Annotated in this window: 11 protein-coding genes; 8 read left to right on the forward strand and 3 right to left on the reverse strand. The window is 44.2% G+C overall.

All coding sequences use genetic code 11. The annotated features are described in order from the left end of the window. Positions 1-91 precede the first annotated feature (91 nt). From ACFQNF_RS19900 to ACFQNF_RS19910, 3 genes are all read right to left on the reverse strand, one after another. On the reverse strand, positions 92-367 hold the full coding sequence (locus ACFQNF_RS19900) for a hypothetical protein (protein WP_380189967.1): 276 nt from the start codon (positions 365-367) through the stop codon (positions 92-94). Positions 368-425: 58 nt separating this feature from the next. Continuing rightward, positions 426-677, reverse strand: coding sequence for an antitoxin (locus ACFQNF_RS19905; RefSeq protein WP_380189969.1), 252 nt, complete (start codon positions 675-677; stop codon positions 426-428). Between the two features lie 327 nt (positions 678-1,004). Beyond that, entirely contained in the window at positions 1,005-2,381 is a 1,377-nt protein-coding gene (locus ACFQNF_RS19910; RefSeq protein ID WP_380189971.1) for a DUF6035 family protein, read from the reverse strand. Positions 2,382-3,081: 700 nt separating this feature from the next. Between ACFQNF_RS19910 and ACFQNF_RS19915 the strand changes: the two genes are divergently transcribed. The 8 genes from ACFQNF_RS19915 (at position 3,082) to ACFQNF_RS19950 (ending at position 16,223) form a co-directional block, all read left to right on the forward strand. After that, positions 3,082-3,987: a putative phage abortive infection protein gene (locus ACFQNF_RS19915; RefSeq protein ID WP_380189973.1), complete on the forward strand. Its 906-nt coding sequence runs from the start codon at positions 3,082-3,084 to the stop codon at positions 3,985-3,987. A gap of 911 nt (positions 3,988-4,898) precedes the next feature. After that, positions 4,899-7,796 (forward strand): type VI secretion system Vgr family protein, encoded by a 2,898-nt coding sequence (locus ACFQNF_RS19920; RefSeq protein ID WP_380189975.1) that lies wholly within the window; start codon positions 4,899-4,901, stop codon positions 7,794-7,796. Further along, positions 7,793-9,472, forward strand: a complete 1,680-nt coding sequence (locus ACFQNF_RS19925; RefSeq protein WP_380189977.1) for a hypothetical protein — start codon at positions 7,793-7,795, stop codon at positions 9,470-9,472. The genes ACFQNF_RS19920 and ACFQNF_RS19925 overlap by 4 nt, the downstream gene beginning before the upstream one ends. Beyond that, the gene (locus ACFQNF_RS19930) at positions 9,472-10,512 is read left to right on the forward strand and encodes a PoNe immunity protein domain-containing protein (RefSeq protein WP_380189979.1); all 1,041 of its coding nucleotides are present in this window, start codon (positions 9,472-9,474) and stop codon (positions 10,510-10,512) included. Before ACFQNF_RS19925 ends, ACFQNF_RS19930 begins: the two co-directional genes overlap by 1 nt. A gap of 138 nt (positions 10,513-10,650) precedes the next feature. Then, positions 10,651-11,697 (forward strand): PoNe immunity protein domain-containing protein, encoded by a 1,047-nt coding sequence (locus ACFQNF_RS19935; RefSeq protein WP_380189981.1) that lies wholly within the window; start codon positions 10,651-10,653, stop codon positions 11,695-11,697. Positions 11,698-11,806: 109 nt separating this feature from the next. Continuing rightward, a complete protein-coding gene (locus tag ACFQNF_RS19940; protein WP_380189983.1) occupies positions 11,807-14,818 on the forward strand; it encodes an RHS repeat-associated core domain-containing protein in 3,012 nt (1,003 codons plus the stop codon). Beyond that, on the forward strand, positions 14,819-15,157 hold the full coding sequence (locus tag ACFQNF_RS19945) for a hypothetical protein (RefSeq protein ID WP_380189985.1): 339 nt from the start codon (positions 14,819-14,821) through the stop codon (positions 15,155-15,157). 349 nt (positions 15,158-15,506) lie between these two features. Then, the gene (locus ACFQNF_RS19950; protein ID WP_380189987.1) at positions 15,507-16,223 is read left to right on the forward strand and encodes a hypothetical protein; all 717 of its coding nucleotides are present in this window, start codon (positions 15,507-15,509) and stop codon (positions 16,221-16,223) included. Positions 16,224-16,283: the final 60 nt, after the last annotated feature.

Consider the following 16,283-nt stretch of genomic DNA (forward strand, 5'->3'; position numbering starts at 1 on the left):
GTATAGGGGCATCATAAATGATTAATAACACGGCTTGTTCACTGGCATTGCTGAATGTAGCAAGGGCGCTACTGAGTGAACTATAATTGGCCTAATCAGATGGTTGCTGTATTAATTGACTTAAAATAGCCTCACCAATGATTTGAGCTGAGGATTGAGTATTACCCTGGCCAAGTTCAATAAAGATTGAAAGCCATCCTCGAGACAGGGCATCAGGCTGCAAATCATCCACGATGAACTGACGTATCTTGTTGGACTCATGGCTAACAAGACAAAGTCCCGAACGTTTATCGTGTATTGGATGCCCATGTAATGCATCGCACAGCCGTTGAGCCAGATGAACGTCAGAAAAAGCATAAGTGGTCATTTATGCATCCGTCTATTCAAGGTGCCCCTCAAAATGTGTAGCATCGCAAAAGGCCAAGCTAAAGCTGGTCTAATGAAACTTCGATTAATTTTTTATTATCGCTTAATCGTGCATTAGCAATGGCAATGAGCTCGGCATCTTCCAACTTCAGGGACAAGATTTCCCAAACCTTGGGATTAATAATATATCCAGCTAGTTTGTTATGCTCCAAAACGGCAACGGGTTCAAATTGAGCCGCAGCGAGTACCGCTGCAGGATTGTGTTTGAGCTCATCAATATTTACTGTCTTATTGGTAAGGATAGGTTGCATTTTACTTTCCTCCCTAACGTTAAAGTGCTGTTTGCCGCGATCTTATGATGACCATTTCTTCACAAAAACAGTTACTAGCAGTTGTGCAAGTATATCAGCCACGAAGTGATCTCCACCTTATTCGGATCGCTGACATACCAGACAGAGCCTTGGCAAAGACAGTTTAAAGATGCCCTGCGGGGTAGTGTATGTTCTATGTTTTAGTCTCTAGGCCTCTGTGCCTATCTACGTGACTGGCTGGCTTGGGTCAATGATGAATGGATTGGGAGAAGAGGTCCATTTTTCCTTTAAGATAGCGAAGAACAACTATCAAATTGATCCACCTATTCAAGAGTGGTTTATTGGTTTAACTCCCCAGGGATTTTCTAATTTATCCCGAAGCTCAGGAAGCACAATTGCAGTTGCTTCATCAAAGCGTTGGTCGCGAACATAGCGATTTTCTCCCCTTTTGATTGAAGCAATTATATCCGCTCGATGTTTATTGATTATTTGCGTATGTTTAGCTTCAAGATTTGGTGTGTAATGGTGAATTGCCATCAGGTATTGAATGTTATGTGGCCGCGGAGCCGAAATAGACATCGCTAGGATCGCATTTAAAACTTCCCATAGCATTTTGTAGTTGTATCCAATTGGACGTTTGTATTTAATCGATAAAAATTTGGGCAATTGATCAAACAAGAAATCTGATGCAAAGAAAAATTTATCTTTTTTAAATCCAGATTTCCGCTCAAGAGCTTGCCATGCACTGAGAACTTTCGCTTTGGATATTGATGTGGAGCCTCCTGCTTTTCGGTCTCTGCTCCATTGCATAATTGCTCGAATTAACCGTAGGCGAAGCAAGCTAATTACAGATGTATCAAAATCACGATAGTAGGGGCGGTACTCTGGCACAGGAAACGTCAATTCATCGAGATGGACGTACCGTGAATGCCACTTTTCTATAATGCCATCACCTACTAACGCTGGAGTTTGGTAGTAACACTTGAATGTAAGCCGGTTCCGCTTGATTGTTTCTTTTTCCGCGTCAGCATCTAGGACGAAGATGTTTCGACGGTTGTAAAACATTTCATCTCGCACTACTTCTCTATGGGGTTCAAACTCACGGAAGATCCAAAGAATGTGAACGTTTTCTTGCTGATAAAACGCATCACGGCGAACCACTTCGGATAAGAATGTATACGAAAGCTGAATTTCAAAAACAATTTCTCGATCACCAATTACTGCCCGGACATCTGGTCTTTTCCACTCCCCACGCTTGAGTTCAGACGCTCTAACTTTATCTCGCCACACACTACTGCATCGGGGGTCTTTTTCGACCCAATCTGCTATGAAAAACTTTAACCGCTTATGTTCAGCCCCTTCCTGCTGCCCTTGGTACTGCAAGGCCCATTGCTCATTTGGAGACAAACGTCGATAGTCTCGGTAGGGACAATCAGTTACTTCTCCATTGTGTGCAAACCAGCGGTTGCCAAATTCAGTATGGCGCATTGAGATATGTGCGGAGCCATTACAAAGAGCACAACGAAGCCGAGGTTCTACATCACGCACTCTTGATCTATGTAGCCCTGCGACAGAAGATCGGCGCAAATCTCGAAGGACATCTTCTGCCATATGGAGAAGCTCTTTAGACTCGATGAGCTTGCCCGTTTTAGTATCTAAGGCAAGTAAAACAGATTGCTGAAAGCCGTTTGATTGTTGTCCCATTATCAACCTGTTGTAGTTATCTCTTCCATTTTTAAGATCACTTAAAAGTAGAGGTTAGGCATGTAATGCCAGTTGTTGTTTCGGGGTGATGCCGCCCAATCCCATATATGGGAGTTCGTTATTGTAAGTCCAAAGCCATTGCGTTGCAGTTCCTTGTACTTTGGCAAGTTTTTTGAAATCATTGCAGGCCGGTCATTCATAACGCATGGTGCGATTATAGCGTTCAATATATGCATTTTACTGTGGATTGCTAGGCTAAATATAGGCCAGTTTAATTGATTATTGTTCTGTCAATCGGCTTTGGCTTTCTTTAAAATTTCCATGTTTGGCTGATATAATGACTTACTAATTTCATCTGGGATTTCCTTAATTATTACGAGATTGTTTTAATTTATAATAATATTTTTTGGTGGTGATTTATGTTTTTAGTTGATATTATTATTTTCATTAATTAAATAATAATATTGATTGAAGTGTTATATTTTTATGCTGTATTTTTGTTGAAAGAATAATGATAAACTATGTGTCGTTAGCTTAAAGAATGAAGAATTATTTGTCGCTCTAGCTAAATACTCTGTGTCGTTTTAAATGGTAACCCTTTGTTTTGTATGTTTAGCTAATGAAAAACTATGTGTCGCTCGATGTTGATATTTAATTAATTAAGAGGCTGCCTTTGGGCGGCCTTTTTCTTGAGGTGTATATGAAAAAATGTATAAACGTATTAAAAAATTGGGTAGATTCAAATCCACAATGGTTTGTAGGTGGAATTGCACTACTTCTTTTATTTTCATATTTTTATTGGTTCGGTATTTATTCTAATGGAGAAATTTCTGTTAGCTCTGCAGATTGGGGAACGCTTGGTGATTTTGTTGGTGGTTTGGTTAATCCCTTAGTTTCTCTTTTTGCATTGATTTGGTTGAAAAAGAGTGTGGATTTGCAGAATAAGCAAATGGATGAAATACAAAGAAACAGAATTGAGGAAGAAAAAATTAGGGCTTTAGAGTCAGATGCATTAAATGTAAGAGCCTTTGAACAGACATTTTATGGGCTGTTAGAGCGGTTCAGTGCCCTGTCTATGGAAGTAGCTGGAAATGTTGACGAAATAATGTCTTTTTATTATGGAATAAATGATCTTGATTTGGGAAGTTTAAGTGAATTTTTCGAGAGAAAATTTGATGATGATATTGGTCATTATTTTAGGTTGTTATACAGGGTACTGAAGTTTGTTGATCAGGCATATCCTGTTTCTGATTATGAATTTAAAAAGAGAAAAGAGTATATTGGTATTTTAAGAGCTTTGATTAGTCCAAAGGCGACTCAATTGCTGGCCATAAATTGTTTTAGGCCAAGTAATAATGTTTTCGATTCGTATAGGTTTTTACTTTGTAGGTATTCAATGCTGGAACACTTATCTTTAAAAAATAAGGATGGTTACCATATTCCTATGGTAGGTGCTATTTTAGAATATGGTGATGAAGCATTTGGAGATCTGCATGCTAAAATTGGTATGGATAAAGAAATTGACCAGTATCAAAGAAATGGTAAAAAGAATGACGATGCTTGGGGTAATGCATATTTAAAGTTTCTTGATAATTTTGGAGATTAAAAAATTTAATCAATTGATGTTCAGTAAGGTAGGTTGGGCATGTTTTATCTGCCCAACGTGCAATGGTAAGTTTAGAGTCTTGCTCAATAAAGTCGCTAAGTTTGTCTGTATTTATTTAAATCAATTAATTTTGGTTTGCTGATGGCATTGCCAAAATATATTGAATTGATGGTTTGTTATGATCTGTACTTTTTAGTGCCTTCGGCACGTTGATTTTGGAGCGGGATTCCCCCGTGTGGGACTCCCTTTCTTGAACGGCCAAGAAAGGAAGCAAAGAAGGCCGCCCCGACCAGCACGAAGGCCCCTCACTGCGGATAATCGGCTCGGCGAAAAAGGCTGCTCGCTCGCTGCCTCGCTACCCCTTTTCCGAAACCCCGAGCCGCTTATTCCTCGTGTCGCGGCTTCAAGGGGAGACTTAAGCCCCGTGCGATGAGTTGCGATATAAATTGAAATATTCTCCAAATCAACAGTATCTACATAAGTTTGATGCACTTGTTCCCCCCTTTGTAAAAGGGGGGCTAGGGGGGATTTAGCTCTGTATCACTTTACAAACAGGTGCAAACAAAGCGAATCCCAAAGCGAATCCCCCTCAATCCCCCTTTTACAAAGGGGGAAGTTAAAGCACTGAAGTGTCGCTTAAAGTTGTGTAGATACTTATGCCCTAAAGCCAAATGGTTTTACTCCGTCTTTGTTTTTCTCCGTGAAACTCCGCGTTCTCTGTGTCCTCCGTGTTTCAAGATTTGGGTTTTGCTGTTGGCAGGGAGGGGGCTTTTGCTTGTCATAAAGTATTGTGGCTAACGTCAATAAATTAAAGTGCTTATTATTATAGTAAGTAAAAACAACGGAAAGGTGTAATTAGTCGAAGCATTGTGTAATATTGCGGCTTCTATTCATCTAAGCTGCTGATTTTTATGAATCCTAGTGATCTTCTTGCTTCTTTCGCCGCGGCCTTTAATCAGGATCAACGCCTTATCAGCCTGCAACTTGGCGACGGGGCGGCGTGGGGCGAGCAGTTGTTGCCTCAGCAAGTCAGCGGCAGCGAGGGGATGAATCAGGCTTATCGCTACCAGATTGATTGCCTTTCCCCCGATGGCGGCTTAGAGCTTAAGTCTCTGCTTGGCCTGCCGGTTGTTTTATCTGTGGCCGATGCCAATGGCAGTGAGATTGAGCGTTGCGGGGTGATCTCGCAGGCGCAGTTACTCGGTTCTGATGGTGGCTTTGCAAAGTACGCGCTGACGGTAGAGCCGCCGTTTGCCTTACTCCGATATCGCCGAACTTCTCGCGTTTTCCAGGACCTATCCGTGCCGGATATCGTGAAGCAGGTTTTAGCCGAGCATCAGGCTAAAAACCCTGTGTTTGCATCGGTGCAAACGCTGGATTTCAAATTATCTGGCACGCATGGCCCGCGCTCTTATTGTTTGCAATACCGCGAATCCGATTACGACTTTTTAGTCAGGCTGATGCAAGAGGAAGGCTTGGCGTGGCGCTTTGCTCATCAGGCAGGAGACAATCCTCAGGTGCAGCTCGTCGTCTTTGACGATGCCTTTGCTGTACCCGAGGCGCAAGATAGCCAGGTGCGCTTTCACCGTGCGGATGCGACGGAGGAGAGTGATTCTCTTACGACATGGAATAGCCAGCGGCAGGTAGGCAGCAGCAGCGTTTCCTTGGCAAGTTTTAACTACAAAGCCGCCAACACCAGCCACACCGCCGATCAGAGCGCGGTAGACCAAGGCGATGGCGGGCAACAAATCCAATCAAGCTTTGAAGATTACGACGCCCAAACCCACTATTACGCCAGCGATGCAGAAGGGCTAAGCCACTACGCCAATTTGCGTCAGCAAGCTTTAGATAGCCAGAAAAAATCCTTCACCGGCTCTGGCACTTTGCGCAGCCTGCAAGCGGGGCAATGGTTTAGATTAGAAGACCACCCCGCCCACGAATGGGATGCCGCCGAGCAGCGCGAATTCGCCATTACCGAGCTAAAGTTCACCGCGCAGAATAATCTGCCGGTCGATCTAACCCAGCAACTACTGCAAGTTTCCCCCAGCCTGCTGGCTACTGGCGCAGCAGATGCCAAGCCCTACCAAGCCGATTTTATCGCCCAAAGACGCGGCCAGCCGATCACTCCGCGCTTTGCCCATGAGGCACTGAGCAAACCCAAAAGCTTTGGCGTACAAACTGCCACCGTGGTGGGGCCTGCCGGTGCAGAAGTCCACACCGACGAGCAAGGCCGGATAAAAATTCAGCTACATTGGCAGCGTGCCGCAGAACATCCCGAGTTTGGCGCAAACCTCGACGATAAATCATCCTGCTGGGTACGCGTCTCCATGCCGAGCGCCGGAGCAGGCTTTGGCCACCAGTTCATCCCGCGCATCGGCCAGGAAGTTCTCGTGGACTTTATCGAGGGCGACATCGACCGCCCCATCGTCACCGCCGTAGTCCACAACGGTAGTCATCCTGTGCCGTCATTCAGCGGCGCAGGCGCTTTGCCTGCTAATAAAACACTGTCTGGCATCAAAACCAAAGAGCATGAAGGCGGCCAATACGGTGAGCTGCTGTTTGATGATACAACAGGCGAAGTACGTACCAAGCTATCCAGCGAGCACGGTAAAACTCAGCTCAACCTCGGCTACTTAATCCACCCGCGCACAGATGGAAAAGGCGAGCCACGCGGTGAAGGCTTTGAATTACGCACCGATAAGCAAGGCGCTATTCGCGCCAGCGGCTTACTTATCAGCACCGAAGCCAAAGGCGGCGCAAGCGGCACGCAACTCGACCGCACACCCGCGCAAAGCCAGCTTGAATCCGCCTTAGAAACTGCTAAGAACCTTGGCGAATACGCGACCAAACAACTCGCTGACACTATTGAAACCGGCGACGACGATCAAACTGTTAAGCCCGATAATAGCGCTGGGGATAAAGCCACCCACGGCCATCTTTACCATCATGTACACGCCAGCAAAAGCTTAGCTGCAGGCAGCAACACGGATAAAGACGGCAAGACCAAATCCAAAGAGCAAGCGGGCCAGCAAAAAATCATCCTGCTGCACGCCGAGGATGGCGTGGCGATCACCACCCCGCAAAGCCAGACCATCAGCGCAGGCACGAACCTAGACCAAGTCGCCCAGCGCGACAGCAATCAAAGCACCGGCCGCCGCTGGATACACAATGTAGGTCAGCACATCAGCCTGTTTACCGGTGGCATTAAAGACAAAATCACCATGAAACTGATCGCCGCCAAAGGCCAGCTGCAAATGCAGGCCCAAAGCGACGACATCGAAATCACCGCCGACAAAAACGCCAAGTTCACGGCCATCAAAGGCAAGGGTCTTTTCAACGCCAAACAAGAAATCCTGCTCACCGCAGGCGGCGCTTATATCCGCATCAAAGACGGCAAAATCGAGCTGCATGCGCCGGGGAAAGTGAGTATTAAGGGTGGCAGCCATGATTGGGGCGGGCCGAAGAGTTTGAATGTGACACCACCGTTTTTACCCAAGGGCGAGTGGAAAAATGCGCTGGAGTTGAACTATCACTACGACGATTTGGAACCCGTAAAAGGTGCGCCGTATAAGCTGACCTTTAGCGATGGCACAATTATCGAAGGTAAGCTGGATAAGCAAGGCCATGCTCAGATTAAGGGGCCACCCCCGCTTCCTTACACCGTTGAATACGGCGAAGATGAACGGCCATGGCAAGCCCCTCCTCTTGAAAAAGATCAGACATACAAACAAAAACAAAGCGAAGCAGAACGCATTCTTGAACAAGAACGCCTGCAGCAAAATAAACCACGTTTGGATGAATCAGCATGAGTTTGGGCGACGATATTTCAAAATTTTGCAAAGACCTGATCTTAGGGGATTTTGAACAGCAACCTGGCAATGCCGCGATGGTCATTGGTGGATTGATTTCTTTAATTCCTGTTGTTGATCAGGTGATGGACGTGCGGGATGTATCCGGCATGATTTATCGGATTAACCGTAAAGGCACAAAGAATTGCAGTAAAGATGATTGGGTTGATTTGGCGTTAGCAGCCTTTGGTTGTATTCCTGAAGTAGGTAGCCTCTTCAAGACCATCATCAAACCACTTTGGAAAAGTAGGAAAGCATTAAAGGGCGCATTACGTGGCCAAGCTTTCCTTGAAAGCATGTTAGGCAAGGGAAAAGGCGCTGCGATAAAGTTTATGAAAACCTTTAACTGGGCAGGAAATACCCAGTTAGCCATTCAACAAACCATGCTTGCCCTTGATTTATGTGACCAATTACTTGGGCAACTAGCCACACCACATTGGTGGTTACCTGCAGATGTTGAAGGCCTTGCACACGACTTACGCCCACAACTTAAAAAAATTCGCGGTCCTCTTAAAACGGGCGTGCAAGAAGGCAGCAAAGCGTTACAAGAGTTTGTGACCGAGCTACTTGGTGAAGATGGCTATCGTGTGGCTCAGCAACTAGCCAATGTTGCAGTAGGCAGTACTACAGGACATAAAAAATCAGGAGCAAGTAATAAACATAGCCCTGCTCCTACTCAACAAAAACCGCATAAGCCCGTTGCTGATAAAAACGTACAAGATGCTAAGAAAAAGCCTTCTGGCCACGACAACACAACGAGGGTAACGAAAGCGGTCTGGGCTGAAATTGGGATGCGTTACAAAGCACTGGTAGGTGAGCACATGGCCCATTACTACCATATGGCTAAAGTAAAAGCAGAGTGGCAACAACATGGTGCCCGCACAGGGACGTGGCTAGGCGAAGCTAAATTAGTCAGTGAAGCTGGGCATGAAGAAACGCCTACTGAACTCTTTCCAGAGCATTTAGCCCGCGTTAATCAAAATGGCGTCGATGGCTTATGGTCATTGGGCAATGAGGTTTACCATTTTGTTGAAGCCAAAGCTTACGAATCAGCTGGCCGTCTGTTTGGTGCAGGAGCAAAAGAAATACGCGAGCAAAAAGAGAAGATTCCACCGCCTGCAGGCATGGATGAACGACAAATGACATTATGGTTTATGTTGGGGCAGCCGAATAAAGGCTTGCAAATGTCCGAAAATTGGCTTGAAAAGACAGTAGCACCTAAAATGATCGAAGGACTTAATGAAAAAAATAGAGACCACCGTTGGATTTATGTTTTTTTTGCCATTCCTGGCCATAGTAAACCACCAAAGGAATACATAGGATTAAAGTTAGGCAGCAATCTAAATCAACGCTTAGCGGATGGAATTCTAGAGCATATTGAGGTCAGCGCAGAAGTTGGCCTCCGCATGCTTAGTGGGGGAGATGTTTATGAAATGGCATTACATGATAAACACAAGGCAAAGCATAACTATTCGGATGTTTTTACTGCTGATGAAATTGACTCGGTAAGCGAAAGATATAATGTAGAGAAAAAATTAGCCATCGAAAAAGAAGCTAAAGATCCGACTAAAAAAACACCTAAAATTGATAAAAAACCCCCTCCTGCAGGTAAATCTAGACGAGGAAAAAATTCTTAATGGATAATTTCATTCAAAAACGCCGGCAACAGTTCTTATATTCAGAACTTTATATAAATACTCACAATGAAATTGAAATTAGTTTAGGGCATTATCATGAGACTATAAATTCGATCATTTCTAACCCGGCAAAGGGATACGGGTCTGAGCGGCATTGTGTCTACCTCGGTGGACATTACAATCGAAATCTATGGACTTGGATGCTGGATTATACAGCTGGTATTGATTTAGACGAACTGGCACCTTGTTTTTCAAGAGTAGTTGACTCATTTGAAGAGTGGTTTATTGTTGAAAAAGCTTATAACCAGCGTTTAATAAGAAAATTACCAGAAAAGAATATTGCCCCAGATGCAGCTGCTCCAGATTTTTACAATCAAATAGAATACGGAGACACTTTACAACTACTCAGCGTTGCCATTTTATTACGTGACCAACAAAGTGTACGACGCATTATTAACGCACTTAAATTCTATCGACAACGTGATGGCTTATTCGAGCAATTAATTTTTGATTTTGTGGATGATGGCTTAGATACATTTGAGCTATTTCATGACGATCCTTACAAACTTCTGCTACAAGCCTATTTTGACCCCGAAGGCACAGAAGGGCTAGGCTTGATACAGCAATATCTTAAAGCTTGGTATCCCGCGCAAGAAGGTGCTCGTTGGTACGATGCACATCGTAAAATTGTTGATGATAATGCCCCTTATTATGGCTATTGGGCATTTGAGGCGGGTGCGACTGCCTATTTATTAGATATGGACGACAGCCAAATCGAGCATATGGTTTACCCCAAAGATTTAGTCACCTATGCAAAAAAACTACGTGATGAGGGCCGCTATACAAGCCGTGAAGGCGATGCCGAGAAGCCGACTCAATATCGTGTTGTTGCCAAGCAAAGCTGCACACGTGATGGCTATTGGTACACCCCTGCCAAACAAAATAGCCGTGCATTATTTAGAACTGGTGAATTAATGCCAGATTTTCCTACATCGACTTATGGCGCTACGATTTGGTATTGGGATGCAAATCAAAAATAGCTAAGCAACCTATAATCAATTATTTAATATTTAAAAAAAATTCAAAACATTAATCAAAAGCTGGAAAAATTCCGGTTTTTGATTTGGCTAAAAGATAAAACCTTAAGGTGGAAAATCAAAAAGAGGGGGTAATGCCTAATGAATGCATCTGAAATAACTAAAAATCGTCGACAACAATTTTTATACCCTGATTTATATAAGAATTGCCTTGATTTTCAGATAAAAAGCATTCAAATGGAATATAAAAATGTCCAGGCAGTGCTTAATGACCCCCAAAGAGGATGTGGGCATTCTGATCATGCATTATACCAAGCCTATGTTTACCACGAATCCTTCTGGCTATGGATGCTTGACTACACCGCAGGTATTAACCTTGATGAGTTAGCCCTGCGCTTATCAGGAATAGTCGATTTATTTGATGAGTGGTTTAATGTTGAAAAAGCTTATAACCAGCGACTAATTAAAAAGTCTCCCGAAAAAAATATTGATCCAAACGCTGCTGCGCCCGATTTTTATAACCAACTAAATTATGAAGATACACTACAGCTACTTTCTGTAGCCATTATGCTGCGCGACCAATCTAGTGTGCAGCGCATTATTAAAGCACTTAAGTTCTATCGGCAACGTGATGGCTTATTCGAGCAATTAATTTTTGATTTTGTGGATGATGGCTTAGATACATTCGAGCTATTTCATGACGACCCTTACAAACTTTTGCTGCAAGTCTATTTTGACCCCGAAGGCACAGAAGGATTAGGCTTGATACAGCAATATCTTAAAGCTTGGTATCCCGCGCAAGAAGGAGCTCGTTGGTACGACGCGCATCGCACAATTGTTGATGATAATGCCCCTTATTATGGCTATTGGGCATTCGAAGCGGGTGCGACTGCCTATTTGTTAGATATGGACGACAGCCAAATCGAGCATATGGTTTACCCCAAAGATTTAGTCACCTATGCAAAAAAACTACGTGATGAGGGCCGCTATACGAGCTGTGAAGGCGATGCGGAGAAGCCGACTCAATATCGTGTTGTTGCTAAGCAAAGCTGCACACGTGATGGCTATTGGTATACCCCTGCCAAACAAAATAGCCGTGCATTATTTAGATCCGGTGAATTAATGCCAGATTTTCCTGCGTCTACGTATGGCGCTACGATTTGGTATTGGGATGCAAATCAAGATTAATTGTTTATAAGCTCTTTAAATAACTAGGGTCAGAGTAAAGTTAAATCCGCTTTCTTTGCCTCTAAAGCCGCCTCGGCGCTATTGAGCGATAAGCTACGAATCCCGCTTTATGCTGCGCATGCTTAAAGATCGTGCGGGCAATACGCTGGCGCTGAGTTACGATGCGGCGGGTTTATTGCAGCAAATAGATTTAAGCAGCGGTAGCAGCGCAAAATTTGAGCGTAATGCGGCAGGCAAAATCAGCCGTATTAGCACCCCACCCAGCAAAGAGCTTCCGGCTGGGCGCGTGTTGGCTGAATACAGCTACAACGAACACGGTGATTTAATCAGCGCCAAAGATGAGCACGGCAATCAGCGTGATTATCAATATAAAAACCACCTAATCACCCGCTACACCGATCGCACTGGCCGCGGGGTTAATCTGGAATGGGATGGCAGCAGTGCTACATCCAAAGCCATTCGTGAGTTTGCAGATGATGGCAGCAATGAGATCCGCCTAAGCTGGCATGACGACCTTCGCCTCACCACTGTGCGCAATGCACATGGCGATGAAACGCTCTATTACTTTGATGCACTGGGCTACACCTATCGTATTATTTATCCCGATAACAGCGAAGAATGGCTGTTTCGCGATGATTACAAAAACCTAGTCAAACACGTTTATCCCGATGGCAGCTCAGATCGTTATGAATACGATGCCAACGATAATCTGCTGCTGCATATTCGCCCCGACGATAGCACCGTGCAGATGGCTTACGATGATAAAGACCAACTGATCCGAATTACCGATCCGCTGGGCAATATCTGGCTGCGCGAATACGACGACAAAGGCAATCTGCTTAAAGAAATCGATCCTAAGCAATACGCCACCAGTTATAGCTACAACCCGCAGGGCCTGCCTACTGCGATTAAAGACGCCAAAGGTGGCACAAAAAAACTGGCCTATTTACCCAACGGCCAGCTCGCCAGCTTTACCGATTGCTCCGGCTCTTGCACCGAATGGCATTACGATGCCAATGGTCGCCTGTTAGAAACCCAGGATGCGGCGGGCAACCTCACCCAATATCGCTATGGCAAGGATGGCCGTTTGGAGGCGGTTAAACAGGCAGATGGCACCGAGGCCAAATTGCAATTTGATGCCGAAGGCCGCTTGCTATCGCACACCGATGCGCTGGGCCGCAGCACCCGTTATGGCTACGATAAAGCAGGCCGAATTCATTCCCGAATCGATGCTATGGGCCAAGAGCTGGCCTATCGCTACGACAAGCTTGGCAGGCTGACCACACTGCAAAATGAAAACAGTGCCCAATATCGCTTTAGCTACGATCCTGTTGGCCGCTTAACCGAAGAAAACAGCTTTGATAACAAAGCCACCCGCTACCACTATGCCGAAGCCTGCGGCCAGCTCTTAGAAGTAAACGAAGCAGGCCAGCTTACCCAGCTTAACTACGATGCCGCAGGCCGCTTGGCGCAACGTAAAACGGGCAGCAGCAAAGAATCATTCCGCTACGATCCGGCTGGCCGCCTTGCCATCGCTAAAAACCGCTTTAGCCAAGTGGCGTTTAACTTTGATGAAGTGGGCGATTTAACGCGTGAAGAGCACCATTACCAGCTCTTTGGCCAAAGCCAAACCCATATCTGGCAACACGAATACGACGAGCTGGGCAACCGCATCGCCAGCATCCGCCCCGATGGCCAGCGCACCGACTGGCTGGTTTACGGCAGCGGCCATGTGCACGGCATGCTGTGGAATAAGCAGGAAATCACCAGCTTTGAGCGCGATAAACTACACCGCGAAACCGGCCGCAAACTCGCCAACCAACTGCAAGGTCATACCCAATACGACCCAATGGGCCGCATGCTGCAGCAAACGCTCAGCGGAAAAACCAGCAGCAACCGTAGCTATCAATACGATCCGGTAGGGCAACTGCTGGGCATTAAAGACAGCCGCAAAGGCGAATCGCAATACCGCTACGATCCGGTCGGTAGGCTGCTCGCGGCCAACACACCAAAACATCAGGAAACCTTTGCTTTTGACCCCGCTAGCAATCTGCTCGACAGCGCAGGCAAAGCAGAAAACACCCTACCCAGCCAAACACCGCGCATTCTGGATAACCTGCTGAAACAATACGCAGGCACCCACTTTAAATACGACGCACGCGGCAATCTCACCGAAAAACAACGCGGTGAACAGATCACCAAACTAAGCTGGGACGGTTTTAACCGCCTGAGTGAAGTACAAACAGCAGAAGGCGCAACGCAATATTATTACGACGCCTTTGGCCGCCGCATCGGCAAAGAAAACGTCCAAGGCCAAACAGCATTCATCTGGGACGGCGATGTGATCGCCCTAGAAAAAACTGCCGAACACACCCGCCACTACCTGTTCGAGCCCAATAGCTTTGTGCCGCTGGCGCAGATCGTAGAAAAAGGCAAAAGCAGCCACACCGCCTACTACCATGTGGACCACCTCGGCACGCCGCAAACGCTCAGCGATGAAAACGGCGATGTGGCGTGGAGCGCGGAGTATAAAGCGTGGGGTGAAGCAAAAACCATTATCAGCGAAGCGGCTAAAACAGCAGGCATCAACAATCCGCTACGCTTCCAAGGCCAATATGCGGATGAAGAAAGTGGATTGCATTACAATCGATACCGCTATTACGATCCTGAGATTGGTCGGTTTATTAGTAGTGACCCGATTAAATTAACGGGCGGCAGCAATTTACACCAATATGCGCCGAACCCGATAAGTTGGCTTGATCCACTGGGGCTGGCACGTATTAAAAATGCAGTAGAAGGTGATCGCCGCCATCAAGAATTTAATGAAAAAATAAAGGCTGAAAATCCAAATGCCAAAATTCAGAGTGAATGCTATCTACGTGATAAAAATGGAAAGTCTGTTAAAGATCCAATTACAGATGAACGCCGACGTGTAGATACAGCTGTCATTGAAAATGGTAAGGCGAAAACTTATGAGGTGACAAGTACTAGTGCAGATAAACAAGAGCAGCTCGCTAAAGAAGGTCGAATTATGGGAAATGGTGGAAATTACATCCGTGACCGTAGTACTGGCGAGTTAATTCCAACCAGTGGTCTTTCTGAAATTGTTAGGTTGCCATAAATGAATGAAAATTATTTAGTTTTAATGTCAATAAATGAATTTGTATCTGCCTATAAAACAACCAATGCTAAAGGGGAGATAATTGATGACGTCGAATCTCAAGAGATGGTACGAAGATCAATAACAGCATTGATTAATTTTTTTGCTGAAAACAACTTGCTTAATGACAAAAAAATTACAGAAACAAACAGAGAACTTAGGAGAGATGACTTTACTCCTGAAGGTCTTGAATTATTTATAAAAAAGGGTGGGGCTTGGTTAAAATCTAAAGCATCAAAAAAAGATCCGCCAGATATGAAATTATTGGAAAAAGCGCTTTTTGATATAAAGAAAAACTGAGTTAGTGAAAGCAAGAGAGCATGTTCGTATTGATATATGAACATGCCAAATTAATATTTTTATATTTATCCCGCCTTTAATTTGTATGTTTGGCGAGCCATATATTGCCAATATTTCGGTGGATTATATAAAAACTTAAACACTTCATTACGTTTTGATCGTTTTTCTAATAAATCTGTAAAACTACTCCGTCGCAGCATATAAAACTTACGGGCCATTAAAGATTACCTCTTCCCCCCCCCTCAAAACGATTGCACAGAAATCAAAATCTACTGAAATACAATAAATGCATCATGAATACACTATACACAAATTACTAATCCAACTTTTACACCTTAGGAGTAAAGGAATGATGGATTTGAAAAAATTAATAGCACAGCATTTTCCCGATGACTTAGTAGAGGTTGAAGGAATTTTAAAATTCACTTTGCGCATGCCGAACGAAAAAATAGTTCATTACCTAAATATTGGATGTACAAATAAAAATATTAACAAGTTAACTATTTGTGTTGATCATGATGATGATGAGTTTGCAATCGAATTGATAAAAAATGATGTTGAGCCATTGGAAGAACCAATTACTATAATTAATACTGAATTTAAAGATAAAAAATTTGACTCTATTTTAATAGCTAATGGCTTATATCACCGTCAACTTAGAGGGATAGTTAACGAAAATAGAAGTGATTTTTTTCTTTGCTTACCTATTTTTAAATCAGAATTTTTTGGGAATGAAACGGAAAAAGATTTTTTAGATACGTGTGCTAAATTCACACCTGTTTATAATTGGAATCGAGAAAAAAATCCAAAATCCATTGTTGCCTTTAGTAACCAAAAAACAGGGGGAGGCACTATAAAAAAAGGCGTTGTATTAGCTTTTCCTATAATTAAGAGAGAAGTAAATAATATGGATGCTGTTGAAAATGGAACCATGTTAATTACAAACTACAAAAATGAGAAGCTTGATATACGATCAAGTTCTAAAGGTTTCAGTTTAAAGACAAACAAGATAGAATTAACATTAAGTAACCTGATTATGTCTCTTGCTCAGGAACCCTTGATTTAGCCATTCGCGCGGCGTAAAGTGAACGAACGTTCTATTTTGCGGAGGTGGATCATGCCCATC

This window comes from Iodobacter arcticus (genome assembly GCF_042664895.1).
Classification (GTDB): domain Bacteria; phylum Pseudomonadota; class Gammaproteobacteria; order Burkholderiales; family Chitinibacteraceae; genus Iodobacter; species Iodobacter arcticus.

Coding starts and splice junctions, on each gene's coding strand:
- ACFQNF_RS19900 (WP_380189967.1), bottom strand. CDS start 367: ATGACCACTTATGCTTTTTCTGACGTTCATCTGGCTCAACGGCTGTGC.
- ACFQNF_RS19905 (WP_380189969.1), bottom strand. CDS start 677: ATGCAACCTATCCTTACCAATAAGACAGTAAATATTGATGAGCTCAAA.
- ACFQNF_RS19910 (WP_380189971.1), bottom strand. CDS start 2,381: ATGGGACAACAATCAAACGGCTTTCAGCAATCTGTTTTACTTGCCTTA.
- ACFQNF_RS19915 (WP_380189973.1), top strand. CDS start 3,082: ATGAAAAAATGTATAAACGTATTAAAAAATTGGGTAGATTCAAATCCA.
- ACFQNF_RS19920 (WP_380189975.1), top strand. CDS start 4,899: ATGAATCCTAGTGATCTTCTTGCTTCTTTCGCCGCGGCCTTTAATCAG.
- ACFQNF_RS19925 (WP_380189977.1), top strand. CDS start 7,793: ATGAGTTTGGGCGACGATATTTCAAAATTTTGCAAAGACCTGATCTTA.
- ACFQNF_RS19930 (WP_380189979.1), top strand. CDS start 9,472: ATGGATAATTTCATTCAAAAACGCCGGCAACAGTTCTTATATTCAGAA.
- ACFQNF_RS19935 (WP_380189981.1), top strand. CDS start 10,651: ATGAATGCATCTGAAATAACTAAAAATCGTCGACAACAATTTTTATAC.
- ACFQNF_RS19940 (WP_380189983.1), top strand. CDS start 11,807: ATGCTGCGCATGCTTAAAGATCGTGCGGGCAATACGCTGGCGCTGAGT.
- ACFQNF_RS19945 (WP_380189985.1), top strand. CDS start 14,819: ATGAATGAAAATTATTTAGTTTTAATGTCAATAAATGAATTTGTATCT.
- ACFQNF_RS19950 (WP_380189987.1), top strand. CDS start 15,507: ATGATGGATTTGAAAAAATTAATAGCACAGCATTTTCCCGATGACTTA.